A 26120-nucleotide genomic window follows, 5' to 3' on the forward strand; every position below is an offset into this window, starting at 1 on the left:
GGCATCCGGTTCTATTTTTGCTTCCATACATCTGGAGGACCGGCAGATACGCCGCCATCCAATACAAATTCCGCTCCTGTCGCATATGAAGATTCATCGGAGGCAAGATACAGGGCCAGCCGTGCTACGTCGAGCGTACTGCCTACTTTGCCAAGGGGAACAAGCGCCCCTTGATCCTCCACCTTCTTGCTTGCAAGCTCTGCCGCATAATCGATCATTTGCGTATGAATATAGCCCGGATGAATGGAGTTGACCCGAATATTCGCTGAAGCAAACTCAAGCGCCGCATCCTTCGACATAATGCGGACAGCCCCTTTGGTCGCGCCATACAGCGTGAGCCCTGAGGCCCCAAACAGGCCCGCATTGGATGATGCATTAATAATCGAGCCGCCTTTGCCACCGGCCAGCATCAGGGGAATAATATGCTTCATTCCAAGAAAAACTCCTGTTACATTAACGGACATCAGGCGCTCCCAATCCGCAAGCGTCGTCTCCAGCAGCGGCTTAATCAAAAACAGCCCCGCGTTGTTGAATAAAATATCCGCTTTGCCGTAAATGTTCGCCGTCTGAGCAGCAACCTCCTCCCAGTCCGTCTCGCTGCGTACATCATGCTTAACGAATAAAGCTTGTCCGCCCAGCTCTATGATTTCCTTGACAGTCCTCAGACCGCTATCCTCGTCAATATCCGTTACAACGGCGCTGGCCCCCTCGCCTGCAAACAGCAAGCTGGTCGCTCTACCAATTCCCGTTCCACCGCCAGTGATGACGGCCGTTTTTCCTTTTAGGCGCATTCAAACGTCTCCCTTCCGGACTATACGATCCAAACGATGGACATGCCTGCTCAAGTCTGCGTCTTCGTGCGGGCGTAATAATCGAACATAACCGCGCCGATAATAATGCAGCCTTTGAATACAGACTGCCAGTACGGGCTTAGCGACAAACTGTCAAAGACGTTGGACAGCACCGCCAAAATACAGCCTCCCACAATCGTTCTCCAGATCGCTCCTTCGCCCCCGCTTAGCGAGGTTCCGCCAATGACGACTGCCGCAATTACGTCCAGTGCAATCGTCTCGCCGATATTCGCCTGACCTTGGCCGAGCCGTGAAGCAATGAGAATGCCAGATACAGCTGCGCACAATCCGCTTAAGCCGTAAGTGCTGGAAATAAGCCAGTTCACGCGAAGGCCGGACAAGCGGCTCGCTTCCTTATTGCCACCAAGCGCATACAGCGAACGGCCATAGGTTGTAAAAGCAAGCACGATCGCACCAACGACGTAAACGAGGAATAGCAGGAACACCGCGATGGGAATCGCGCCAAGCTCGCCGGAGCCCATCCATTGAAACGATTCTTTTTGGACAAAGAAAGGCTGGGCATTGGAATAAATAAGGGCAATTCCCGTAAACACAGAGCCTGTCCCCAGCGTAGCTACAAATGGTGGAACCCTGAGCCTCGTCACGAGCACACCATTAATGAGTCCTGCAGCCAAGCCGACAACGAGCGTAATGGCAAAAGCAACCGGAAGCGGCATGCTGTCCGCATAGCTCGCAATTAAAGTGGCGCACAGCGCATAAATGCCGCCCACCGACATGTCGAGTCCGCCTGTAATCATTACAAAGGTCATCCCAATGCTCATAATGCCGACAATCGCGAGCTGGCTAAAAATATTGACTAAGTTCGCCGGGCGCAAAAAACCCGGATACAGGATGGCAGACAAACCAACCACAACGATAAAAGCAACGACCACTCCGTAGCGCAGCATGAGGCTATTCATATTTTTGAACAATCCCTGTCGCTCCATATTCCTATTAAGCTGATTTTCCAGCGTGCTCATACGATAACCCCCTTTTTCTAAAATGTAGCTTGCAAAATATGATCGACGCTAATTTCCGAGCGCTGGCTCAGCTCCTTCACCAGCCGTCCTTTGGACAGCACCAGCACGCGGTTGCTTACGGCAATGACCTCCTCCAGCTCCGAGGAAATAATGACAATCGCCATGCCTTCGTTTGCAAGCTGGCGTAATATTTTCAGCACCTCGACCTTGACGCCAATATCAATGCCACGGGTAGGCTCATCGACAATGAGCACCTTCGGGCGCAAATTGCATACTTTCGCCAGCAGCACCTTCTGCTGATTGCCTCCGGAGAGATTGCGGCAAAGCGTTTGAATCGGACGGGTAAGGCCAAATCTTTTGCTAAGTCCATCAGCGATATGGCCGGCCTTCGCCTTGCGGTAAAAGCCCAGCTTCTTGACCTGCCCAAAGTTAACCATGTTGATATTGTCCTCGCAGGACATTCCGAGCACCAGCCCCTGATGCTTGCGATCCTCCGGCGCCAAGGCAATGCCCAGGCTCATCGGATAGCCTGGCTCACGCGGCCATTTGACCTGCTTTCCTTCAATCCACAGAGTGCCGGTCGATTTGGGCTCAAGTCCGGCCAGCGCCCGCACGAGCGTCGTCCTCCCCGAGCCTACCAGCCCGCCGATGCCGACGATTTCGCCGGCATGGAGCGTAATCGCAATATCCTCGATTGCGCCCGGCACACTCACCCCGGTTGCCCGAAGCAGCTCCGGGCCGGGAGGAGTATCCTCATGCTGGGTTTCCTGCGTCACTCTGACAATTTCCTCCGCCACCTCTGCACCTAGCATGGAAGACACCAGCTTGTCCTTCGTCCAATAGGCACGCGGCTGGCTCACAATCTTCTCCCCATTGCGCAATATCGTCACGCTATCGCTGAGCTCAAGCACTTCATCGAGATGATGGCTCACATAAATGATCGTAATACCGCCCGCTTGCAGCGTCTTGATCGTTTTCAGCAGCGACTTGCGCTCAGGGGGAGCGAGCGAAGCCGTCGGTTCATCCAAGATCAGAATGCTTGCATTCAGCTGGAGGCCTCGCATAATTTCCAGCATTTGCTGATCGGCAATCGACATATTCCCCGCCCGCTGGAGCGGCGAAATATTCACTCCCATTATTGCGCAAAGCTCCATATAGCGCTTTGTCATCCGCTTGCGGGAAATAAAGCCGTTGACCGACAAGAGCTGCCCTAGAAAAACATTTTCCAGCGCACTGAGATTGGGGGCAATCGTCAGCTCCTGATAAATCGTCGCAACACCGAGCTTGCGCGAGGACCTTGGGTCGCCGTAATGCAGCTCGCTGCCAAATATGCGGACGCTCCCCTCGCTCGGAGCTGTCCGGCCGGACAAAATGCCAAGCAGCGTCGATTTTCCCGCTCCATTTTGTCCAACCAGCGAATGAATTTCTCCGCGCTGAATGTCGATATTCACCCCGTTCAGGGCGCGAAAGCCTCCATAGGACTTAATAAGCTCCGATATTTCAATCGCCATTTCCTTCTTTACCGGCACCGCTTCAGCCACAGCTCCTCCACTCATTCGCAACCTCTCCTCCGCTTAATATTCTGGCAATCCTTTAGCTGTAAAATCAGCCATGTTGTCCTTATAGACGAACGGTGTGCCAGGGAGAATCGGATCTTTGGTCAGATCGATATATTTCTCTACTTCTTTACCGTTGAACGAATCGTAGAGCGCCTGGATCGCATGCTGAACCTCCTCGACCGGAAGCATGACAACCGTCGATTTGATTTTGCCGGAGCTTACCGAATCAAAGGCCCATTTGTCGCCGCCGAAATCATAGACCGCTACATCATCGCGTTTGGCCGCATCAATCGCTTTAACGACGCCGACGGTCATGCCCGAATAGTTGGAGAAAATAACGTCGAGGTTTTTATTGGCCTGCAAAATATTTTGTGCCACTTGGAACGCCTCGTTCGCCGTATAAGTCGTCGCATGCATGCCAATCAGCTTCCACTCCGGGTGATTTGGCAGCTCGCTGTCAAAGGCTGCCTTCATGCTCAAGTACGGACCGCCAGTTGCCGGGCCGCCAATGACGGCGATTGTGCCGCCTTCCGGCTTGTCGCTGAAAATTTTATTCACGATTTCTTTATAAACGTTGACTTCCTGACCGCCCACATAAGTCAGCGTTCCTTCCTGCCAATCCGGCGATCCGCACAGCGTAGCATTAATGATGGCTACCGCTACACCTTTGGCCGGCACATCCTTGGACAACACCTTGCAGAGCTGGTTGCCATCGACCGGTTCAACGACGAACCCTTTATATTTCCCGGTTGTCACCGCATTTTGAATTTGATTGAGCTGCGTCAACGGATCAAAGCGTCCGTCGAACGTATCGATTTCGAATCCGAGCTCCTTCGCTTTGGATTCTGCTGCTTCCAACCCTTTTTGAAGATATGCATTTGAGGCTCCAGCGGAAAAATATGCAATTTTCCCAGCTCCGCCCGCTGCGTCTGACGAGCCAGACGGCTCGGGTGAATCGGTGCCTGGACTGGAGCTATTTCCGCTGCAAGCGGAGGCTGCAAAAACAAGAACAAGAAGGGCGATTCCTGCTATCATGTGCGCGGATAAACGTTTCATATAAAATCCTCTCCCTTTTCTCATAAGTTAGTTGGAACGTTCCTGTGCATATGGAGCATGATTTGCGTACATTCCGCTTTTGCGAATGCGGTCATTGAAAGTCGTCGCCGCGCCAGTCTTGCGATTTTCATAAAGCAAATCCAGATTGACGGCTCCAGTTATGACGGTTTGTACGTTCGTTTCCGCTTCAACAGCTATGCCGTTGGCCGTCCACGGCGTGTCGCATGGCGTCAATATTGCGGAGCGGCCATAACCGCTGTCAATCGGCTTGCCGATCTCACAAATCGTCGGGCAATGCACGACATAAATCTGATTTTCAATGCTGCGGGACTGCGCGCAATGACGAACCCGCCAAAAACCGAACTCCGTGTACGTATAGGATGGACAAAATACAATATCCGCTCCCTGCCTGCTCAAAATATGGGAGACCTCGGGAATTTCAGCCTCATAGCAAATCGCAATGCCAATGCGGGCCGGACCAATGTCAAAGACGTTCAGCTCCTCGCCTTCCCTCGTCTTCCAATTGCCCTCTGCGGGAAAAATATGCGATTTCTTATGCTCCGCTATGTCGCCATTCGGCTGAAAGATCGTGCTTACATTAAAATAATCCTCGCCCCGCTTCTCCAAATGTGAACCGGCGACAATAATTTGCCCCCGCTGCGCTGCAAGGTCTGCGAACAGTTTCTTGAAAGGAACGGTAAATTGGTCCAGCCTCATCATCGCTGACGGTCCCGCTGTCTCCCAATCAGGGAATGAGGTCAGCAGGCCAACGGTGAACAGCTCAGGGAACAGCACATAATCCGAATCCAGCGGCACTTCCTCCATCAGCCCTCGAACCTGCCGTTCAAAGTCTTCAAAGCCGGATACACGCTCGGCGCGGAACTGTACAGCAGAAATACGAATGTTTGTCATAGTTGCCTCCTATTTAACCAGTGTAGGCTTTCTCTTATGAGTTGCTTGCATCTGCCTCGTTATCGGTATAGGCATCATAAATTTCACCTAGCGTTGCGAACCAGGCTCCGCGCGATTCCATATGCTGAATCAGCTTCTCCAGCATTTGAATGTTATGCGCCCGGCCAATCGTCTGCGGATGTGTCGTCAGCACATAACATGCGCCCTCTTCATGGTCACAAGCATAGTCAAATATATCTCTCCAACGCTCGAATACCTCATGCGTAGAGCGCATGCCTTCCGCTCCGCCAATGACATATTCTTGGGTTGGAAAATCATCCAAATACCATGAAACCGGAATTTCCACGATTCGGCTAGGCGGGCCAAATACATTCGCCTTGTCCATATTAATCTCTACGACTTCCCTTGGGCGGTAGGGATGCAGATCATTGCCCATCAGACTGCTGTCATAGCTGAATCCGTGCTTCTCCAGCAGCTTCAAGGTATTGGGGCTGTAATCCCATGCAGGCGAGCGGTAGCCGCGCGGCTTGACCCCCAGCCTATCCAGCGCCGCAAAGCCGCGGAGCAAAATTTCTTCCTCTTCTTCATAGCTCATATGGGTTGGATTTTCATGCGCATAACCGTGATGGCAGATTTCATGTCCGGCGGCTACGATTTCACGACATACCTCCATATGCGTGTCGATCGTATGGCCCGGAATGCACCAGGTTGTCGTGATGCCGTATTTGCGGAACAAATGAAGCAAGCGCGGTGCGCCCACCTCTGCGCAAAATTCGCCGCGTGACAGATAGGCAGGCGAGAAGCGGTCGAATGTCCCCATCCATACGGATGCTGCATCAAAATCGACACCGATGTTGACGGCGACCTTTTTTCCTGTAGGAAGTTTCACCTTACCAGATCGTTGCATTTTTAACCCTCCTGTTAACTTTTCTCACATGATTTTGTCATTCGTCTGATTTAGGGCTTAGAGCCAGTTGCATTTGCCCCGGCCGCTTGAATTCATTATAAGATCGCTTACAAAACAAAAAAACTCTAACAATTTGCGGAAAGGTGTACTTTTTTACGGTATCAGGTTAATATTTCCTACACATTCATGCATTTATTTTTTAAATAACACTTGTCAAGCTCTTTACTATTCATGATATATTAATTAACAAGCGTTATAAAAGTCTATCGTCTATACCATGATCAGAAATTAAAGGAGGGTCCCGGTGGCGAGAGTGCCTTTGAGTGTAAAATATAAAATGATGCTTGTTCATACCATCGTCATTATGATTCCGATAATTGCTGTCCAGTGGTTGGCTTTTCAGGCGCTGAGCAGCAAGCTCTACGATAATGTTGTAGAGAGTAATCTCAATATTTTAGATGAAGCAAGCAACAGCCTGATCTTTCTTAATCTAAATGCACTGCAGCTGGAGGATAAAGGAAACGATCAGGTCCAGCAATTTATTTTATATGGCCTTGCCAATACCGCCATGGGAAAAGACAGCGACGTCATTATTAGCAACCATAGCGGGCAAACGTTATTTTCCACGAATAAGCATCTCGCTTCCAAGCATCTGCATGAACAAATTTTCACATCCAAGGAGGGCAAAGGCTCATTTACCGTCGATTATCTGCATGTCAAACGGGTCGTCTTCTATTCGTATAATGCTTTCGCAGACTGGTACATTATTGTGTACACGCCGGAATCATCCATTATGGAAAAGCTGTCGTACATTCATCATTTAATGGGTATTCTGATGCTTTCGAGCGGAATTATGTGCGTCGTGCTCATTATTATTCTATCGATCTACTATTCGGGACCGATTATTTTGTTAAATCGGAAAATGCGGCAATACGCCACCGGAAAAATCGAAATGATGCGCCCAAGTCGGCGCCAAGACGAGGTTGAGGAATTGGAGGGCTACTTCGAGGACATCGTTATTCGGCTGAAGGAAAGCGTAAATCGGGAATATGAGATGAAAATGAAATCCGATAAAGCGAAGCTGCTGGCGCTGCAAGCACAAATTAATCCGCATTTTCTCCATAATGCACTGGAAACGATCAATTCCATTGCCCTGATCCACCGTGTGCCGCTCATTTCAGAGCTTGCTCGCTCCCTGTCCCAGATGTTCCGCTACAATATTGTCAATGAAGAGAAGCTTGTGACAATCGATGATGAGCTTCATCATATTGAGCATTATTTGAAGGTTCAATTAATCCGCTTCGATCAAGCGATTCAAACGAAAATCGATATTGATCCCAACGTCCGAAAGAGCCGCACGATCAAATTCGTCCTGCAGCCTATTATTGAAAATAGCATTGTGCACGGCTTTCGAAATATAGACAAGGAAGGCTTTATTAACATTACCGGGTACTGCGAACGAAGCCGGGTTATTCTCACCATCCGCGACTCCGGCGAAGGCATGAGCGAGGAAGAAGTCCAGCAAATGAACGATAAGCTTGGCAATTTGGACATGTCGCTTAGCCTGGAGCAGGATTCGCAGGAATCGGCTGGGCATAATCGCGCTTATGAATACGGAATCGGCATATACAACGTCAATAACCGCATCAAGCTTGCTTTTGGCGAGCAATACGGCCTCACTTACCGCGCTATGGAGGAAGGACTGCTGGTCATCATTACATTGCCTTATCAACCGGAGGGATAATCATGTACAAGACTATCATTGTGGAAGATGAGCCATGGATTCGCAAAGGAATTGAAGAGGTTATCCCTTGGAATGAGCTGCCCCTGCTGCATGCTGGCAGCTTCCGCGATGGCCTGGAGGCGCTGGAATGGCTGGCTTGCAATGAAGCCGATATCGTCATTACCGATATTCGAATGCCCAAGGTGGACGGCATTGAAATGCTGGGCCGGATTGCGGCCACAAACGGCAAGCAGCCAAAATGCATCATTTTATCTGGATACGATGATTTTAGTTATGCTAAAAAAGCGATTGCTTACGGGGTTAAAGAATATTTGCTGAAGCCGATTAACCCCCAGGAAATAGCGCGCGCCATGGAGAAGCTGACCGCTGAACTAGACAAGGAAAGCAGCACGCGCAATATAGAGCTGAAAAATCGTGTTTGCGAAATTATTCTTGACGACACGACACTGGCTGCCTGCGAGGAGTTGCCTTATTCAAGCCTTTGTCTGCTGCTTGCGAATGAGCCGCTTCCGCAGCAAAGCGAGCTTCCGTTAGGGATTACCCTCATCGCCATTCCGCTTGGCTCGCATACGGTGTATTGCGCGGCTTCTGACGAGAAGGACAAGCTTGCCGAATGGCTGAAGCTCCTCCCTCCGTTTGAAGCTAATGCAGCAAGGGTATCCAGTGCTATTTTTAATGGGGATGCCCAGTCTTTGCAGCAAGCCTACCGAGAAGCCGAAAAACAACTGCATATGCTGCGTTGCTCGACTACCGCAAGTCAGGTGGGCTTGACGCCACAGGATGAGAACAGCTTTGCACTTTCGGTTCAGAAGGAAGGCAAGCAAGCGGTGTTAAAGCTGCTTGAGGAATATGAGCAGCGGTTCCACACCTTTGAGGAACGGTGGATTGTGTATTTGCAGCTCTGGATTTCTATCAGCAAACATGCAACGAGTCCTTCCTGCCTGGAAGGACTGCAATCGTTGAACGAGCTTAAACGCACGAACACGCTTGTGTCGCTGGCCGCTTGGCGTTCGCAGCAGCTTGAGCCCCTTATTGACAAGCTGGCAGATGGCGTGCTGGCGACGAATGGCTCCAGCTCCCATACCGCACTTAGCATTAAACGATATGTGGAACAAAACTATCGCAACTCTTCCCTGTCGCTGCTGGAGGCAGCCGAGCGCTTTCAGCTGTCCTTCTCCTATTTGAGCAGCTTATTCAAATCGCAATATGGCGTCAATTTCACTGTATTCGTTACAAACCTGAGGGTAGAGGAAGCTAAGCGAATGCTCTCCACCTCTAGGCAAACGGTCTATGAAATTGGCGAGCTGGTCGGCTTTAATGATGTGAAATATTTTGTTCGCGTCTTCAAGAAAGCGACGGGAATAACGCCCAGCTCCTATCGGGAATTAAATGGGAGCCTCTAATCGTCTTTTAACCACTAAAACGTACACCCAGCTTGAATATTTGGAATTTACCGCCGCCAGCGTTCCTCCTATCCTAGTTATATAAAGACAGTTGTATAACTTACCTGGAGGTGCATACGGCATGAAACGATTGCAAAATAAAGTAGCCCTTGTCACTGGAGCAGCCGGAGGAATTGGAGCCGCTATAGCCGCTGTCTTCGCAGCCGAAGGCGCCAAGGTTGTGCTGACAGACCTATCGGAAGCCGCGCTGAAAGAAACCGCTGAAGCTATTCGCGAAACGGGCGGCGATGTATACCCACTTGCTCAGGATGTCTCGTCGGAGCAACAATGGCAGCATGTGACCCTGCAGGCCGTCCATCGTTATGGAAAACTAAATATTTTGGTCAATAACGCAGGCATCGCTTCGCCCTTCAACGTGGAGGAGGAAACGGTGGAGCGTTGGGATAAGGTTCAGGCGGTCAACTCCCGCGGCGTGTTTCTAGGCATGAAATACGCCGTGCCTGAAATCCGCAAAGCCGGAGGCGGCTCGATCATTAATATTTCTTCGATTTTCGGCATCATTGGCGCAGGTGGAGAAGCTGCCTATCACGCCTCTAAGGGAGCCGTGCGGCTGCTGACAAAAACGACAGCGATCGATTTAGCCAAAGACTTTATTCGTGTCAACTCCATTCATCCCGGGATGATTGAAACACCGATGACCGAGCATAAACTGACCAATCCCGCGGGACTTGAAGCAGCCAAGCAGGTTACGCCATGGCCAAGGCTCGGCAAGCCAACTGACATCGCTTATGGCGCGCTGTATCTCGCATCGGATGAGTCGAGCTTCGTCACCGGCTCCGAGCTCGTCATTGACGGCGGCTGGGTTGCCCATTAATAAGTAGAGGAATCTTCTAGCTCAGCACTCCAAGTTATTTTTTTGTTTTGCCGGCTTTCTCCGTTTTTTCACTTTTATCGCTTATCTTATAGAGGCCGGCAAGCACATACAAACTAACTATAACCTTTAGGAGTGATTGAACGATGAAAAAACTAATCCCGATTACACTGGGACTTGCCCTTACCTTCTCCAGCTCTGCATTTGCTGCACAAACGATAAATTCCGCAGCACCAGTCAAGACAGCTGCAGCGATTACGGCTTCCAGCCAAACCGCGATTAAAACAGCAACAAGCGGCGGCTTTACCGTCAAAACCGATCTGTTCGCCATCATTACTAGCCAACCGCTGCTCAAGCTGCTGAATGTAACGCGTGACGAACTGAACACTCAGCTGAAAGCGGGCAAAACGCTGGAAACGATTGCTAATTCGAAAGGCGTATCTACAGACAAGGTCATCAGCTGCTTAATGCAGATTCAAACGACCCAAATCGCAGCCAATGTCAAAGCAGGCAAGCTGACGCAAGCTAAATCGACCCAAGTCGTAAATGAGCTGAAAACACAAGTTAAAAAAGCCGTTCAGCAAAAGTACGTTACAACGACGACTACCACTACTACGACAAAAACAACGACGACGAGTAAAACTGCCGCAGATAGCAAAAGCAGCGCGGTAGACAATGTAAGGCTAAACGCAGCAGCCAAGGCGCTGGGACTTACCGAAGCGCAGCTTAAAAAACAGGCGGAAGCAGGCAAATCGATCGTCCAAATTGCCAGCCAGATTAAAACAGCCGGCGAGCATTTTGAATAACCCCGCTTGAACCTTTCCAGCAGCATCTCACGCAAGGCCGACTCTACTCGGTCTTGCGTTTTTTCGTGCCCTTCCATTTGAACGGAAAAATCGGTAAAATGGTAGAGAATTGTTCAGCAATATGGATAGCAAGCCCATTTTACAAATAGGAAGGAATAATTAAATATGATCATTCAACCTAAAACACGCGGTTTTATTTGTACGACAGCACACCCGGAAGGCTGCGCTGAGCAAGTCCTTCGTCAAATCAAGTATGTTGCATCCAAGCCAGCTATTGCAGGACCGCGCAATGTGCTCGTAATCGGCGCTTCGACAGGCTACGGTCTGGCATCGCGCATCGTTTCCTCCTTTGCAGCTGGCGCCAATACGATTGGCGTTTATTTTGACAAAGCCGCTGAAGGCGCGCGTACCGCTTCCGCAGGCTGGTACAACTCCGCTGCTTTCGAGAAAGCCGCTGCTGAAGCTGGGCGCAAATCGTACAGCATCGTTGGCGACGCTTTCTCTGATGAGATCAAAGCCCAAACGATTGACCTGATCCGCAGCGAACTGGGCAGCATTGATCTGGTCGTGTACAGTGTAGCTTCGCCTCGCCGTACCCATCCGAAAACCGGTGAAACCTTTTCTTCGGTCATTAAGCCGATTGGCGGAACCTATACGAACAAAACGGTTAACTTCCACAGCGGCGATGTAACGGAAGCTACGATTGAGCCAGCAACTGAGGAAGAAATCAGCCAGACGATTGCCGTTATGGGCGGCGAGGACTGGCAAATGTGGATCGATCAGCTTGAGGAAGCAGGCGTACTGGCAGACGGCGCAACGACTGTTGCCTACTCCTATATCGGACCTGAAATTACGCATGCGGTTTACCGTGAAGGCACGATTGGTTATGCTAAAAATGATCTCGAAGCAACGGCGAAGCGCCTGAGCGAGCAGCTCAGCACGAAAGGCGGACGTGCCTACGTCTCCGTCAACAAAGCGCTCGTTACCCAATCCAGTTCGGCGATTCCGGTTGTACCTCTGTACATTTCCGCGCTGTATAAGGTAATGAAAGAAAACGGAACGCATGAAGGCTGCATTGAGCAAATGTACCGCCTGTTCTCGGATCGCCTGTACAATGCTTCTGGAGAAACGCTTGTTGATGACAGAGGCCTCATCCGCGTTGACGATTGGGAAATGAGACCTGAAATTCAAGCTGAGGTTGCAAAGCTATGGTCAGAGCTGACTACAGAAAATGTGTACGAGCTGTCCGACCTTGCTGGCTACCGCAAAGAGTTTTTCCAGCTATTCGGCTTTGAAACCGACGGCATTGATTATGAAGCTGATGCCAATCCGGATGTTGCAATCCCTAACCTTCGTTAATCGCTAATACTAATAAGACAGCCTCCACACTTGCGTTAATCGCAGACTTGGAGGCTGTTTTTGTATTTATATACCAGCTGCCAGCAAGTCGGGGGCTTGTTGCCTTTAAACGAAAACCCTCGTCCAAACGGACGCTAGCTTCCTAAATTGAACGAACTATGACTTGAATCTGACCTCCTTCAATGTATAATGGAATGTAGTAGTTTTTCGTAGCAAACTTAAGTTTACGCTTGCGAAATCGTTTTGCTGCGCAAAACTTAAGTTTATGCTTTCGAAGTAGTTTTGCTGCGCAAAACTTGAAGGAGGAGCACAATGCAGAAGGTAAAAATATTTTCGGGATCATCCAATCGCGCGCTTGCCGAGGAAATTTGTGGTTCACTCGGAATTCCGCTGGGCAATGTAGCGATATCCCGTCAGCAAAGCGGCGAAATTCACGTATCGTATGAAGAACCTATTCGGACATGCCATGTCTTTATTGTACAAGCGCTGTCCCATCCGGTTAATGAACATTTAGTGGAATTGATGATTATGATCGATGCGGCGAAGCGCGCTTCCGCCAAAACCATCAATCTCGTCATCCCTTATTATGGATATGCGCGCCAGGAACGCAAATCCGCTCCTCGTGAGCCGATTTCCGCCAAGCTGGTAGCTGATGTGCTGACTACGGTCGGTGCTCACCGCATCATTACCGTGGATTTGCATGCAGATCCTATTCAAGGCTTTTTCGAAATTCCGGTCGATCATCTGACGGCTCTGGATCTCATTATCAGACATTTGAAAAGCCAAAATATCGTCAATCCCGTCGTCGTTTCGCCGGATGCTGGACGAGCTTCAACGGCTGAGAAGCTGGCGAACTATTTGGATTGCCCATTTGCGATTATGATCAAAAACCGCCCTGCCCACAACCAATCGGAAATTACCCATATTATCGGTGAAGTAGAAGGCATGACGCCGATTATTATTGAGGATCTGATCGATACAGGCAGCACCATCGTAAACGTCGTAGAAGCGCTCCACAAAAAAGGCGCTCATGACGCCTACGTTTGCGCGACGCACGGCTTGTTCTCGGCCAACGCCATAGAGAAGCTGACGCATCCGAACATCCGCCAGGTGGTTGTAACGGATACGATTGCCCTAAGCGATCATTCGGACAAGTTTTTCGTTCTGCCGATGTCGCCACTCATTGCAACCGCCATTAAGATCATTTCCGAAGGCGGCTCGCTCGATAAGCTCTTCAAAATCGGCGGCTAATCTTTTATAGCGATACATGCCGCAATAGCGGCAACGCAAAAACGCATTGGAGTGCTGCCAGCAAGCAGCCTTCCAATGCGTTTTATTATAAAAACTTAGTCAACCCACTGCACGATGTCCTCTAAAGGCAGCCTTGATTTTGGGCGCTTTGGCTCAGCGAGCCGGTAGCCAAAAGCGGCCATTACGGAAACTTCCATATTCCCGCCCTCCAGCAGCCCTTCCCCGTCCAAAATCGCATGCACCTGATCCAGATTAAAGCCTTCAATCGGACAGGAATCAATGCCAATTTGCGCAGCTGCGGTCATCATATTGGCCAGCGGGATATACGTTTGCTTCGACGACCAATCCAGCAGCGTACGCTCATTATCCAGCAAATGCAGATCTGACTCCTGAAAAGCCTTATAAATAACAGGCACCTTCTGATACACTTCCTCGCGCATCCCTTTTACCTGCGTGTACATATACTTCATATATTCCGAATCATAACGCACATTGCGGCGGGCTAGAAGAACGATAAAATGGCTAGCCGTTTCCAGCTGTTTCTTCGCTCCCCAGGATACTTCAGCCAGCTTCGCGCGCAGCTCCTGGTTTTGAACAATGATAAATTTCCATGGCTCCAGCCCAATGGAGCTAGGAGACAGCCTGCCCGTTTCCAAAATAAAATGAAAATCCTCATCGGATATTTTTCGCTCGGGGTCAAATTCCTTCGTCGCATGCCTGAACCACAACGCGTCCAGGATCTGCTGTTTTTTTGCTTCGTAATCGTTCATGCTTCGCTTCCTTTCCAAACCGATAAATTAATCATAATGGAATTTTCGGCTTGAAACAAGGGGATGACTTTATGCCGCCTGCCAGGCTCCTAACACTTGTGAACAGGCGAACAACGCCCGCCAGCATCAGCTTCCTGACAGTGGCGGGCGTTGTTGAATAGCCATACATAGGCTTTAAATCGGCATATTATTTCTTACTGTGCTTGCCGCCAGCATATTTTGCCGTCCTTGCATCCTGAATGAGACCGCTCCAGTTCAGCCCGTAGCCGAAATCGTACGCATGGCCTGCTGTGTCCACATACACATCCATATCATGCGGCGTGTCTTCAAGCTGCTCTTCTACCGTCAACATGTCCCGCGGCATTTGGAATGGCAGCAGGCCAGATGGCTCGGAAGCACCGATAAGCGTCTCCAGCAGAGCCTGCTCCTGCAAGCCAAAATGGGCAATAATAGCATCCGCTTCAGCTTCAAATTCAGCGACTACCGCTGGGTTGCTGAGCGTAATCGAAACGATAACGGGCTTGCCCTTCATTTTCGCTTTCGTGTCCAGCACCATATCCAGATCGGATTCATTGGCAACGGTAACCGTCTTCCCTTTGTAGCTGCGATTCAGCACATCGCGAGCATCGCCTGCAAGACTCGTCTCACGAGCATGTACAGCCGTATAAGGACGGTATTGAAGGCTGACCGGCACATAGCCATTTCCGCCCGCTTCGGCGTCTGCCTTGCTGTAGCCCATCGTGCTATGAGGGCTTTCGATACACACCAATGCGAAATCCGCCTGCTCAGGGTTGTCCGTCACGTCAAAATACTTCTGGACCGTATCCACACTAATTGGATAACCCTCGAAGGACGGTATCGGCAGGCCGAGCCAGCTCGCACCCTCCGGCCGGAACTTCCTAGGAATATAGACGGTCAGGCGCCCGCTTGCAGCAGGGAGCGGCAGCGTCTGCCCTTTATTTTTCAGCAGCACCATCGATTTCAGCTGGGCTTCATAGCCTGCCGCCATGAAAGTCGGGGAACCGACCGTCGCAGCCGTCTGCGCCACTTCCAAATAAGGATTTTCAAAGAGGCCAAGCCGGAAAATATTTTTCAGCAGCCGCACCGCCGATTGCTCGAAACGGCTGCGCATGAACGCCTCGCCATGCTGCTGCACGCCGATCTGATAAGCTTCAATAACCGGACCCGTCTCATTGTTGCCGCCAAATTGGTCTACGCCAGCCATGAGCAGCTTGTAATGGCGCTCCGCTACGCTGTAGCCTTCCTCCACACCCCAGCAGCGGCCGCCGCTCATCAGCCTCGTAATGTCATCGCCTTCATCTGCAGTAATGCCCCAGTCCGTGCAGACGACGCCATCGTAGCCGTACCGTTCGCGCAGCAAATCGTTTATGAGGTAGCTGTTGTAGGAGTTGCCGACATTTTCGCCATTAACCGGGTCTTGTCCCTGCGAAATCGTATAGTAAGGCATAACCGCAGAAGCTTTTCCGGTCTTGCCATCCAGCTTGAACGCCCCTTCCGTAAAAGGTCGCAAATGCTGCTCAAATTGCTCTCCTGGATAAACGGCATATTTGCCATAGCCAAAATGCGCATCACGGCCGCCTTCGCCCGAGCCGCCGCCCGGCCAATGCTTCACCATCGCATTCACGCTGTCATATCCCCAGCCTTCGGCAATTTCTTGCTCACCCTCCGACGTCTGGAAGCCGTCAATATAAGCACGGCCCATATCGGTGGACAGCTGGGGATCTTCGCCGAACGTCATGCCAAATCGGAACCAGCGCGGATCGGTGCCAATATCGACCTGTGGCGACAACGCCGTGCCAATGCCAAGTGCCCGATACTCCTTCGCTGCAACCTCGCCGAATTTTTTCGCTTCCTCCGGATCAAACGTAGCGGCAAGCCCCATCGTCTCTGGCCACATCGAGATGCTGCCGCCAGCTCCGGCATTAAATTCCTTCGTCGAATCCGTCGCGTGCCTCGGATCTGAGCTCGTATTTACCGGAATGCCCAGCCCTAAGCCTTCAACGTACGCCTGCATCGTATTGTTCCACTGCGCCGCCGTTTCCGGGCTTTCCACCATCGTCAGCAGCACATGGCGCAAATGATCCTGCTCCAGAAAAGCAAGCTGCTGGTCCGTCAGCGCATACGAGTCCGCGCCACTGTCCGCGTAGGCTTTGCCCCCATAGGTTCCGGGGTGCCAGCCCAGGCTAGCCGGAACAGCCTGATGGCTGCTGTAGAGCATAAGCCCGGCGATTTGCTCAACGCTCATTTTCGAAGCGAGATCTTCGGCCCGCTCCTGCGGACTAAGACGCCAATCCTCATATTTATCCAGCTTGCCATCCTTGTTCAAATCTTTAAAATAAAAACCGTCCTGCTCCAAAATACGGACGCCGGACAAGGTGGAATAGCCGAGCTTCGGCCCATTTTTATTATGAATATATTGAATAGTCGTAGCCTGATCACGCTTATCTGCCAAACCGATCCCATCCCTTCGCCTGCCTGTAGATGTCTTGCTCACCTTCTAAGTATAGCGAATTCCGCCCTGCCCAGGCTAATCGTATTCCGACTTTTTAGTTGTGATATTAAGACTATTATCAAGGTGAAACGGCTGTCGCCATCCTCTTGCAGCGCAGCGCTTTTCAATCCGAGAAATATAGAGAAAGGATAGCGTTACAATATCCTTTCCTATATTTCAAGGATGAGCCTAATAAATCCTTATATTTTGAAAAAATGGCCGCAGAGCACATTCGCGCTCCGCAGCCATTAGATGATCGGTCGGTGAATTCTGTTCCATCACCGTTTTATTAACCCAGCCCACTGCCTTATTCGCTTATTTCTCGAACAGGCTCTGCGCATCGTCAAGCGCCATGCTGTGACCTAGCGACGAATAATCGAGCCACTTTTGCCCGTCAAGCACATAGACATGGTTGTTCTTTACAGCTTTCAGATTGAGCCATACTGGATTTTGCTCCAGCTGCTCGAAATTCGCTTTCGCCTCATTGCCTTTGCTGATGATGACGAAAATCGCATCTGCGTCAAAATCAGGCAGCACCTCCTGCGAAATGACGGCATAAGGCTCATCCGTAATTTTTTCAACGCCCGTTGCCGGAGTCAGCCCCAAATCCTCGAACATAATCGGTCCTACCGGACGCTTCATTCCCATGACGCGAAGCTCCTTCGCTGTTGTGCGAATCGCCATCACCTTGGCATCAGCGCCAAGCTTGCTGTTAATAAGCGACTTCACGCTATCCGCTTTCGCTTCATAATCTTTAATAAACTGCTCCGCTTCCGCCTGCTTGTCGACATGCTCGGCAATCCGCTTTAAATGATCTCTCCAAGTGCCATTATCCATATCGATGGAAATCGTCGGGGCAATTTTCTCGAATTTGGCGAGGTCTGCACCGGAGTACACTTCATCGATGTAGATAACATCAGGCTTCAGCGCCAGCACAGCTTCCATATCCGGATCTGTAACAACGCCAAGCTTCGCCGTGCCTTCCAGACGATCCGCCACATGTGGCAGGAAGTCCTTCACGTCGCCGCCGACAACCGAGCCAGCTGGTTTAATTCCTAGAGCAAGCAGATTGTTCGTAATATGAATCGACATGGAGGCAATTTTCACATCAGGGCCATGCGGCTCCACTTGTTCAGCGCTTGGTGAAGCACTCGCTTCTGCAGCAGCTTCGGCCCCTTGGCCTGCATTGCTCCCATTCGTGCTTTGTGGCGAGGCAGCCTGTCCACAAGCCGCCAGCATTGCCACGACAATTAGGCTGATTAGCGTCAGCAGCGCTTTAGAAGAAAACCGTGATTTTTTCATAACTCGTTAAGTCCCCCATATTCATCGTCTGAACGTCCGTTCAGCGTCTACTGTTAGTTATTGCAAAACCTTTCCTTACCTATCCGATCTACCCTTCTTCACTTAACTGCCCTGCTCAAACTTTCTTCCTGAACAGCATGTACAGAAAATATGGCCCGCCAATAAGGGCAACGATGACACCGGCTGGAATCGCATTAGGCTGAAAAATAGACCGTCCAATCGTATCCGCAGCTACGAGTATCACAAGCCCGATGCTAGCCGCCGCCGGCAAAAAATAGCGATGCTGAGGACCCGCTAGCCTGCGTGCCAAATGCGGAGCTACAAGACCAATAAAGCCAATACCGCCGGTCATGGAGACGCTGGCGCAGGACAAAGCTACGGCAAGAATAATCATAAGCAGCCGATTTCGCGTAACGCTGCTGCCTACGCCTGAAGCGATTTCATCGCCAAAGCTGAACAAATCCAGCGTCTTCGATTTTAAGTAAATGATCGGCACCAAAATGATGATCCACGGCAGCAGCGCCCAGACGTTGATCCAATCTCTGCCCCACACGCTTCCCGCGAGCCAACGAGCAGCGAAAGCATACGTATCCGGGTCAAGCTTAAGGGATAGGAACAACGTAATCGCACTTACGCCTGCTTCTACCGCAATCCCTACAAGAATGAGCCGAATCGGCATAATTCCCTGCCTGTCATACGCCAGCAAAATAATGATGATGGCGATCATGCTGCCTCCGGCAAAGGTAAACATCGGAATGAGCATCGCAAGCGAGCCCTCCATCGTCCGAAAGAAGGAGACAAATACGATTAGCCCGAAGGCTGCTCCGGCATGCAGGCCCAATATGCCCGGATCAGCCAGCGCATTGCGCGATACGCCCTGCAGCACCGCTCCGGCTACGCCAAGCCCGATGCCGCCAAGCATCGTGACAATGATGCGCGGCAGCCGGTAGTCGATTAAAATCATCTGCTCCTCCGTCGTTCCCCCGCCCAGAAGCGTCTGCCAAACTGCAAGCGGCGATAAGCGAATCGTCCCTGTGTTTAAGCCAATCATAATGACCACAATAGCCAAAATAAACATGACGATGCTTACCGTAATCGCTCTGCGAGCCCGGTATGCCGATTGATCCATGACTACAGCTCCCTCCTCTCTTTACGTGCTAAATAGAGGAAAAATGGAACGCCGACCATAGCGACCATTGCGCCAATGGCAAATTCCCGCGGCGGATTGACCATACGCGAGGCATAATCAGCCCAGACGAGCAGGCTTCCGCCAAGCAGCGCCGAAAGTGGCAGCACAAACCGGTAATCGACGCCAACGATTCGTCGGGCAATATGCGGGATAACAAGCCCGACAAAAGCGATAGAGCCGGCAGCCGACACCGAAGCTCCTGCCAACACTACAGCAATGAGCAGGCCGAGTATGCGGATGCGGGCTGTTTTAATGCCCAGTCCCGTCGCCGCTTCTTCACCAAGAGAGAGAAACGTAATGGGGCGTCCGAGCAGCATTGCACCTGCCATGCCAGCAAGTATAACGGGGGCCAGCAGCTTCAAATGCATCCACTTAATTCCCGCTACACCGCCTGCATACCAGAACGCCAAATCCTGGCTGAGGTCAAAATAAATCGCAATGCCAGAACTGAGCGAATGCAAAATAGCAGCAACAACAGCGCCAGCAATCGTCAGCCGCAGCGAAGTAAGCCCGCCCGGAGCCGCCGAGCCCAGCAGCATGATGAACAAGGTGCTTAAAGCAGCGCCGACGAAGGAGAGCAGCATTAATTGCGAATAGGATAACGCTGGAAGCAGCGCAAAGCAAAGCGCTACAACGAAAGCCGCCCCGGCATTTACGCCCAGCAAGCCCGTATCCGCCATTGGATTGCGGGTTACCCCTTGCATAATAGCTCCGGCTACAGCAAAGGCCATGCCCGTAAGTGCTGCGCCCAATACGCGCGGCAGTCTCAGCTCATGTATAATTTGATGCGGCGTCAAGCTGGCATTATAATCGAAAACAGCCGTCCAAACCGTATGCAAATCTATTTCCTTCGCGCCACCCGACACCGCTATAAACAGTGAGAACACAAGCCATGCGCAGCCTGCAATAAGCGATAAACTAATCGTATATCCTTTGTTCCATTTCATACGCTTTTACCCGTAAAGCCTCCTCGAATACCAATATTGATAATCATTATCATCTTCTTCATTATAACGATTCCCGCTTTCCCGTACATGACATAATTCAAGATTGCCATATGGATTATTCTCAGGTTTACAGCGATAATCTATTCGGTGAAAGCAGCAATTTGCTCGCTTCCTCCAACTGCAAATCTATGCCATAAGGAGCGTAGACGATCCATTTTGTTTTATCAAGGAAATAGACACGATCATTTTTCATGGCTGGAAAGCTTCTCCACACCGCATTCGTTTTCAGCAATTCTACGAGAAGCTTATGCTCCGCCTCGTTCGAGAAAGCGAGAAATAAATAATCGGCCTCATAACCGGCCAGCTCCTCAGGTGTTATCGAAACCCAGTTGAAGCCCGTTCCCGGCGCTTGCTGCGCGAGCTTCTCACGGATTTTAGCAGGCGGTGAAAGCTGCAGCGAGCGATAAAGCACATGCCCAATGTTGCGGGTGCCATAAATGCGCAGCTCCCCCTGGCGTGCGACGCAAATCGTCGCTGTCGTGCCTATGGAAAAAGAGCGCAGCAAGCTTCTGCGGATCTGCTCCGCCTTGCGTTCATGGCGATCCAGCCATTTTCGCGCAGCCTCCTGCTTGCCCGTCAGTTCGGCCAGCTCATGCATATGGCTGTATATATCCATCGTTGTCCAAGGTATGCCTACAATTGGCGCTACGTCACTCACATGCTTGAGCGCCTTCGCCAGCACATTATCTTTGCAAATAAACAAATCCGGCTGCACTTCAAGAAAGATTTGGCGCCCGATTTCCCAAGGATCGACCGCATGCTTTGGCAGTTCCAGCTCCCTTGTCACAATAGGCAAATGCCTATGAACCTGGGCCGCGCATATGTCCAATCCCAACGTAAATAGATGATCCGTATAGGCATAGGAAAGCGAGCTTATTTTCAATTCCCGATTCCGCGTGTAAACCGTCGGCGCATAACCGCTCGTTGCCTTAAAGCGGCGGCTGAAATAAAATTCGTCCCCATAGCCGACATCCCCGGCAATATCATGAATCGGCTTATCAGTCAGCAGCAGCAGCTCCTTCGCCTTATTCATCCGCAGATCGGTTAGAAAAGCGACCGGCGTCTTATTCATCACTTTTTTGAACACCTGAGAATAATAGGACGGGTGCAGCTGGGCAATTTCAGCAAGCTTATCCACTCGAATGTCTTCGCGAAAATGGGTCTGCATATAGCGCAGCGTCAGCCCCAGCCGCTCTTCTAAATCATTCGCCGCAGCGGGAGCCGCATGTGCAATAAAGCTCTCCAGCATTTCGTGCAAATAATGCTGCTCCAGAAAACGGCTTTTCCCCTGCCTCGTGCTTTCTTCTGCCGTTAGCAAATAGAGCAGCCGCTTGAAGCGGCTTCCCTTAAGCTTTATCAGCCCTTCCACAGGGAACTCCAGCTCTCGCTCATACTCCCGCTGATGCTCGCTGCTCACCTTCATGCGAAACATATCAAAAACAACCCAGTGCAGCTCTACTGGCGCAGCTGTGCTAAGAGATAGTTCAATCGTTGTATCCGGAGAAAAAAGATAATAACCATCGCGGGCAAGCGTTTCGCGTTCCCCGTTTATCGTAACCTCTCCCTTGCCCTTCACCACATAAAGCAGAGTATGGCTTGAAAGCGGAAGTCCGCCCTCCGCCCAGACCGGAGGACACGAGGCTTGCCTTGATTGTTTAATTTCCAGTAATGTATCATTCAAAAATGTCGTCATTTCCTGTGCTCTCCCTCATTGCAGCGTATGCTGCTTTTCATTATATAGAAAAACAGCCCTTCTAGCACGACTATCCAAGGGGAAAGCACAAACGTCCATCTGCATACAATTTGCCTGTGCTGGAAAAAATAGCTGAACCGAATGAATCGACAGAGAGGAAGTCTACAGCTATGCCTGACAACAATACAGAGCAAAATATACCGCATAGCGACCGCATTAGCACCGATTTAAAGGAAAACCTAGCAAAAATTCAGCAGCTTTTTACCGAAACCCCCGATATGGTTACCCGCCATCTGACCATTAAACAATCAGGCAAACAGGCTTTGCTGATCTATATCGACGGGTTAAACGACAAAGCGGCGATTAATGACGATGTTCTCCGTCCACTGCAGCAAGAGATGGGCGAGAACAGTCAGGAAATTGCCGTCACCGTCGGTCATGTAGAGCATTTATACAGCTGGGAGAAAGCAGAGATCGGGCTTTTTCAGGGGAACAGCCTGTTATTTATTGATGGCAGCGAGCGGACCTACTCCCTCGATACAAAGGGATGGCCGCAGCGAAATATCGAAGACCCTCAGCTCGAATCATCGCTGAAGGGCGCACATCAGGGCTTTCTTGAGACAGGCGATTTAAACATCGCACTCATTCGCCGTTATCTCCCCCACCGCGGACTCAAAATCAAACGGCTCATGGTTGGCGAGAGAGGACAAACGACCGTTTCCATTTTGTACATCGAGGATATTGCCAACGAGAAGTATATGGCTCAGCTGGAACAGCGAATTCGGCAAATCAATGTCGATGCCATCATTAATACAGGCGAGCTGGGCGAATTTATCGAGGATAATCCTTTTTCGTTGTTTCCGCAGCTCATAACGACGGAGCGGCCTGATACGACTGCTTCCCAGCTGCTGCAAGGACGCTGCGCGGTTGTCGTCGACCGTTCCCCAAACGTGTTGATTGCTCCCGTAACCTTCATGTCCTTCTTTCAAAATATTGACGATTACAGCTCGCGCTGGACGATTGCGACATTTCTTCGCCTGCTGCGAATGTTCGCTTTTTTTATGGCAGCATTTTTGCCCGCCTTTTATATTTCCGTCGTTTCCTATCACTTTGAAATCATCCCGCTCAAGCTGTTGCTGACGCTTGGGGAATCAAGGGGGCAGGTTCCTTTTCCCCCGTTTGTGGAGGCGATATTAATGGAAATTACACTGGAGCTGCTGCGGGAAGCTGGGATAAGGCTGCCTGCGCCAGTCGGACAAACGGTCGGCATCGTCGGCGGTATCGTTATTGGACAAGCGGTTGTGCAGGCCGGGCTTATCAGTAACGTCATGGTTATTGTCGTCGCTTTTACGGCCATTTCATCCTTTATTCTGCCTAACTATGACATGGTAGCAGCGGTGCGGCTTATCCGTTTTATTTTAATGATACTAGCGTCCATGTTCGGATTTGTTGGCCTCGTCATTGGGCTCATGACTTTGATCGGTCATATTTTGTCGCTCAAATCGCTTGGCACCGCCTATGGAACCCCGATTGGTCCAGTCAGACTGGCTGACTTGAAGGACACAATTGTAAGGGTTCCCCTGTGGCTCATGGACAAGCGTCCGTTAAGTACGGCTCCTAAACAGTCAATAAGGCAAAGACAAAGCCGGATCAAGGAGGACACAGAATGAATAGCTACGTGGGAAAGCAAATCACGCTTTTCCAGTTTATCTCCATTATTTCGGGTAGCCAGGTGAGCGTGGCAGTATTAAACTTGCCCAGAAAGCTCTCGGAGGCTGCGGATACGGACGGCTGGATCGCCCTGATTATCGGCTGGGCGCTAAGCCTGATTGCTGGACTGGCGATTGTTGGGGTCATGAAATATTATCCGAACGGCACCTTATTCGACCTGCTTTCGGAATATATGGGACGGTGGGCCGGGGTATTGGCTGCTATGCTGTTTGCGCTATATTTTTTTTACCTGATGTATGATGGGCTTGTTCGCACGATTCTCGTAACGAAAACCTGGCTGCTGCCAACTACGCAATCATTCGTGCTCATGCCGCTGCTGCTCATTCCGGCCTATTCGATTGTCCGGCACGGCATACGCAACGTTGCGAGATACGCTGAGCTGATCATTTGGATATCGCTCTGGATTCCTTTTGTGTACATATATACGCTCAAACATGCGCACTGGGTATATTTGCTGCCTCTACTCAAGGAAGGCTGGCTGCCCATTCTCAGCGCGGTAAAAGCGACGATTTATCCTATGCTGGGCATGGTATCCATTTTCATTCTGTATCCACATTTGAAGTATAAGGAGTATGCTACCAAAGGCATTGTAATTGCAAATTCCATTACGATGCTGTTGTATTTGTTCGTCACAATTATTTGTTACGTCTATTTCAGCCCGGAGGAATCCCATCTCTACAATGATCCTGTCATCAGTGTATTGAAATCGATTGAATTCAAATTTATTGAACGCATTGAGATTCCATTCATCTCCTTCTATCTGTTCATTTTCTCGCTTATTTGGATCCCAATGATGTATCTGCTTACCTATTGCATAGCTTGGATATTCAAGCGGGAGAGCATTGGCATCCCCTTGCGGCTGCTGATTATCCTGCTGGCAGTCGGGACGTTTTTTTATTTTCCGACCTACAATATAAACAACTTTCTGGTCAGACAATTATTTTGGGTTGGGCTGATAATGGAATATATTTTTCCAGTATGCCTGCTTTGCTATTTATGGCTAAGCAAGTTTTGGAAGGAAGAAAGGAGCAGCCTATGAGCTCATCCATCACCCGGATAACACTGTTTATTGTTATCATGCTCCTCCTGTCTAGCTGCAGCGACCAACTAAATTTGGAAAATGCCACTACCCCGCTTGTGCTGGGGATGGATTTGGATAAAAATAAAAAATTCCATTTTTATTTGACCGCACCTGTATTCAGCAATCGCATCAAGAAGAAGAGCATGGAAATGACCGGAACGGCTAAGACGCTGAGACAGTCCAGGTCGGAGCAGGACGCTCAGACGGCTGGATCCACTCAAGGGCGCAATTATCAGGTCATTCTGCTTGGCAGGCGAATGCTGAATTATGAGGGCTGGTTTCAAATGCTCGACGTCATCTATCGCGATGCCCGAAATACGGTTACGGACCGGGTCATTGTCGTTGACGGCTCCGTTCCAGAGATGCTGTATTTGAATCCACCGGATCAGCCGATGCTACCTATTTTGCTCCGCGGCATGGTAGACTCCACTAGTTCCCATTCGGAAACGGTCAGTACGACGGCGCATGAGCTTCACCGACAATTTCTTGATAAGGGAATAACCCCCTATTTCTCACAGGTCAAAATCATTGGCGGCAAAGTTCGAATTCAGGGAACGGCACTCGTATCGAAAGCAGGCATATACAAAGGGATGCTCGATGCACAGGAAACGGTACTGCTGCGCATTTTGCAGAAAAATGCGTTACCGGGCTTTAGCCTTTCCTATCAGCTGCCGGAGGAGCCGAAAAAATCGCCGTTTTCCACGAATACGGTCAGCTTTTCTGCAGGAAAGGTCAAAACCAAAATTAAAACCAGCTTTAAAAACAACCGCTTCAAATATGATATAAAAGTAAGCATGGTTGTTGGCCTATCCGAGCATCTTTTTCCCTTCGATGTATTTAATGACAGCAAGCTGCTGGAGGACATGATCGGCCAGCAGGTGACCGATCACTTCAAAGCGCTTATTGCCAAATTCCAAAAGCTCAAGGTCGATCCAGTCGGACTTGGAGTGTACGCAAGGGCGTATGAGTACAAAGCGTTCAAAAAAGTAGAGGATGATTGGGCAGAAGCGCTGTCGCAAGCCGACATTACCGTATCTGCGAAAGTCACAATCTCTTCGATGGGTCCGATAAAATAAACAAAGCAGGCTGCCGTCACTGGCAGCCTGCTTTCAATTGCTGTTTAAGAGAATTTAGCC

Annotated in this window: 21 protein-coding genes; 9 read left to right on the forward strand and 12 right to left on the reverse strand. The window is 50.3% G+C overall.

Annotated elements, in window-relative coordinates; genetic code table 11:
• Window positions 1-11 precede the first annotated feature (11 nt).
• From ASF12_RS03765 to ASF12_RS03790, 6 genes are read right to left on the reverse strand one after another with little or no spacing between them, the layout of a single operon-like run.
• Window positions 12-791 (reverse strand): SDR family NAD(P)-dependent oxidoreductase, encoded by a 780-nt coding sequence (locus ASF12_RS03765; RefSeq protein WP_056029709.1) that lies wholly within the window; start codon window positions 789-791, stop codon window positions 12-14.
• Between the two features lie 50 nt (window positions 792-841).
• Complete coding sequence (locus ASF12_RS03770; RefSeq protein ID WP_200931583.1) at window positions 842-1831, reverse strand: ABC transporter permease; 990 nt, start codon at window positions 1829-1831, stop codon at window positions 842-844.
• A gap of 17 nt (window positions 1832-1848) precedes the next feature.
• Window positions 1849-3387, reverse strand: coding sequence for a sugar ABC transporter ATP-binding protein (locus ASF12_RS03775; protein ID WP_081418592.1), 1539 nt, complete (start codon window positions 3385-3387; stop codon window positions 1849-1851).
• Window positions 3388-3405: 18 nt separating this feature from the next.
• A complete protein-coding gene (locus ASF12_RS03780; protein ID WP_056029712.1) occupies window positions 3406-4446 on the reverse strand; it encodes a sugar ABC transporter substrate-binding protein in 1041 nt (346 codons plus the stop codon).
• Between the two features lie 27 nt (window positions 4447-4473).
• Window positions 4474-5358 carry a nitrilase-related carbon-nitrogen hydrolase gene (locus ASF12_RS03785; RefSeq protein ID WP_056029715.1) on the reverse strand — a complete coding sequence of 295 codons (885 nt, stop codon included), beginning with the start codon at window positions 5356-5358 and terminating at the stop codon, window positions 4474-4476.
• A 34-nt stretch (window positions 5359-5392) separates the two neighbouring features.
• On the reverse strand, window positions 5393-6265 hold the full coding sequence (locus tag ASF12_RS03790; protein WP_056029718.1) for a polysaccharide deacetylase family protein: 873 nt from the start codon (window positions 6263-6265) through the stop codon (window positions 5393-5395).
• Between the two features lie 304 nt (window positions 6266-6569).
• On the opposite strand from ASF12_RS03790, the gene ASF12_RS03795 reads away from it, so the two are divergent.
• The 6 genes from ASF12_RS03795 to ASF12_RS03820 all read left to right on the forward strand — a co-directional run bounded on the left by ASF12_RS03795 (window position 6570) and on the right by ASF12_RS03820 (window position 13699).
• On the forward strand, window positions 6570-8009 hold the full coding sequence (locus ASF12_RS03795) for a sensor histidine kinase (RefSeq protein WP_056029721.1): 1440 nt from the start codon (window positions 6570-6572) through the stop codon (window positions 8007-8009).
• A gap of 2 nt (window positions 8010-8011) precedes the next feature.
• Entirely contained in the window at window positions 8012-9412 is a 1401-nt protein-coding gene (locus ASF12_RS03800) for a response regulator transcription factor (protein ID WP_056029724.1), read from the forward strand.
• Between the two features lie 121 nt (window positions 9413-9533).
• Window positions 9534-10286 carry a glucose 1-dehydrogenase gene (locus ASF12_RS03805; protein WP_056029727.1) on the forward strand — a complete coding sequence of 251 codons (753 nt, stop codon included), beginning with the start codon at window positions 9534-9536 and terminating at the stop codon, window positions 10284-10286.
• 143 nt (window positions 10287-10429) lie between these two features.
• Window positions 10430-11089, forward strand: a complete 660-nt coding sequence (locus tag ASF12_RS03810) for a hypothetical protein (RefSeq protein WP_056029730.1) — start codon at window positions 10430-10432, stop codon at window positions 11087-11089.
• Between the two features lie 165 nt (window positions 11090-11254).
• A complete protein-coding gene (gene fabV, locus ASF12_RS03815) occupies window positions 11255-12448 on the forward strand; it encodes an enoyl-ACP reductase FabV (RefSeq protein WP_056029733.1) in 1194 nt (397 codons plus the stop codon).
• Between the two features lie 312 nt (window positions 12449-12760).
• Window positions 12761-13699, forward strand: coding sequence for a ribose-phosphate diphosphokinase (locus tag ASF12_RS03820; protein WP_056029736.1), 939 nt, complete (start codon window positions 12761-12763; stop codon window positions 13697-13699).
• Between the two features lie 95 nt (window positions 13700-13794).
• Here the strand turns inward: ASF12_RS03820 and ASF12_RS03825 are convergent, their stop codons facing one another.
• From ASF12_RS03825 to ASF12_RS03850, 6 genes are all read right to left on the reverse strand, one after another.
• Window positions 13795-14469 carry an NAD(P)H-dependent oxidoreductase gene (locus tag ASF12_RS03825; protein WP_056029739.1) on the reverse strand — a complete coding sequence of 225 codons (675 nt, stop codon included), beginning with the start codon at window positions 14467-14469 and terminating at the stop codon, window positions 13795-13797.
• A 187-nt stretch (window positions 14470-14656) separates the two neighbouring features.
• A complete protein-coding gene (locus ASF12_RS03830) occupies window positions 14657-16942 on the reverse strand; it encodes a glycoside hydrolase family 3 protein (protein WP_081418594.1) in 2286 nt (761 codons plus the stop codon).
• Between the two features lie 354 nt (window positions 16943-17296).
• Window positions 17297-18283, reverse strand: a complete 987-nt coding sequence (locus tag ASF12_RS03835; RefSeq protein WP_056029744.1) for an iron-hydroxamate ABC transporter substrate-binding protein — start codon at window positions 18281-18283, stop codon at window positions 17297-17299.
• A gap of 115 nt (window positions 18284-18398) precedes the next feature.
• Entirely contained in the window at window positions 18399-19412 is a 1014-nt protein-coding gene (locus ASF12_RS03840; protein WP_056029747.1) for a FecCD family ABC transporter permease, read from the reverse strand.
• Window positions 19413-19414: 2 nt separating this feature from the next.
• Complete coding sequence (locus tag ASF12_RS03845; protein WP_056029750.1) at window positions 19415-20419, reverse strand: FecCD family ABC transporter permease; 1005 nt, start codon at window positions 20417-20419, stop codon at window positions 19415-19417.
• Window positions 20420-20546: 127 nt separating this feature from the next.
• Window positions 20547-22172 carry a helix-turn-helix domain-containing protein gene (locus tag ASF12_RS03850; RefSeq protein WP_056029752.1) on the reverse strand — a complete coding sequence of 542 codons (1626 nt, stop codon included), beginning with the start codon at window positions 22170-22172 and terminating at the stop codon, window positions 20547-20549.
• Window positions 22173-22342: 170 nt separating this feature from the next.
• Between ASF12_RS03850 and ASF12_RS03855 the strand changes: the two genes are divergently transcribed.
• Genes ASF12_RS03855 through ASF12_RS03865 form a run of 3 tightly spaced genes read left to right on the forward strand, consistent with a single transcriptional unit; the run spans window position 22343 to window position 26060 of the window.
• Complete coding sequence (locus ASF12_RS03855; RefSeq protein ID WP_056029754.1) at window positions 22343-23842, forward strand: spore germination protein; 1500 nt, start codon at window positions 22343-22345, stop codon at window positions 23840-23842.
• Window positions 23839-24942 carry a GerAB/ArcD/ProY family transporter gene (locus tag ASF12_RS03860; RefSeq protein ID WP_056029757.1) on the forward strand — a complete coding sequence of 368 codons (1104 nt, stop codon included), beginning with the start codon at window positions 23839-23841 and terminating at the stop codon, window positions 24940-24942. Before ASF12_RS03855 ends, ASF12_RS03860 begins: the two co-directional genes overlap by 4 nt.
• Entirely contained in the window at window positions 24939-26060 is a 1122-nt protein-coding gene (locus tag ASF12_RS03865) for a Ger(x)C family spore germination protein (RefSeq protein WP_056029760.1), read from the forward strand. Before ASF12_RS03860 ends, ASF12_RS03865 begins: the two co-directional genes overlap by 4 nt.
• Window positions 26061-26120: the final 60 nt, after the last annotated feature.

This window comes from Paenibacillus sp. Leaf72, from assembly GCF_001422685.1.
Taxonomy (GTDB): Bacteria; Bacillota; Bacilli; order Paenibacillales; family Paenibacillaceae; genus Pristimantibacillus.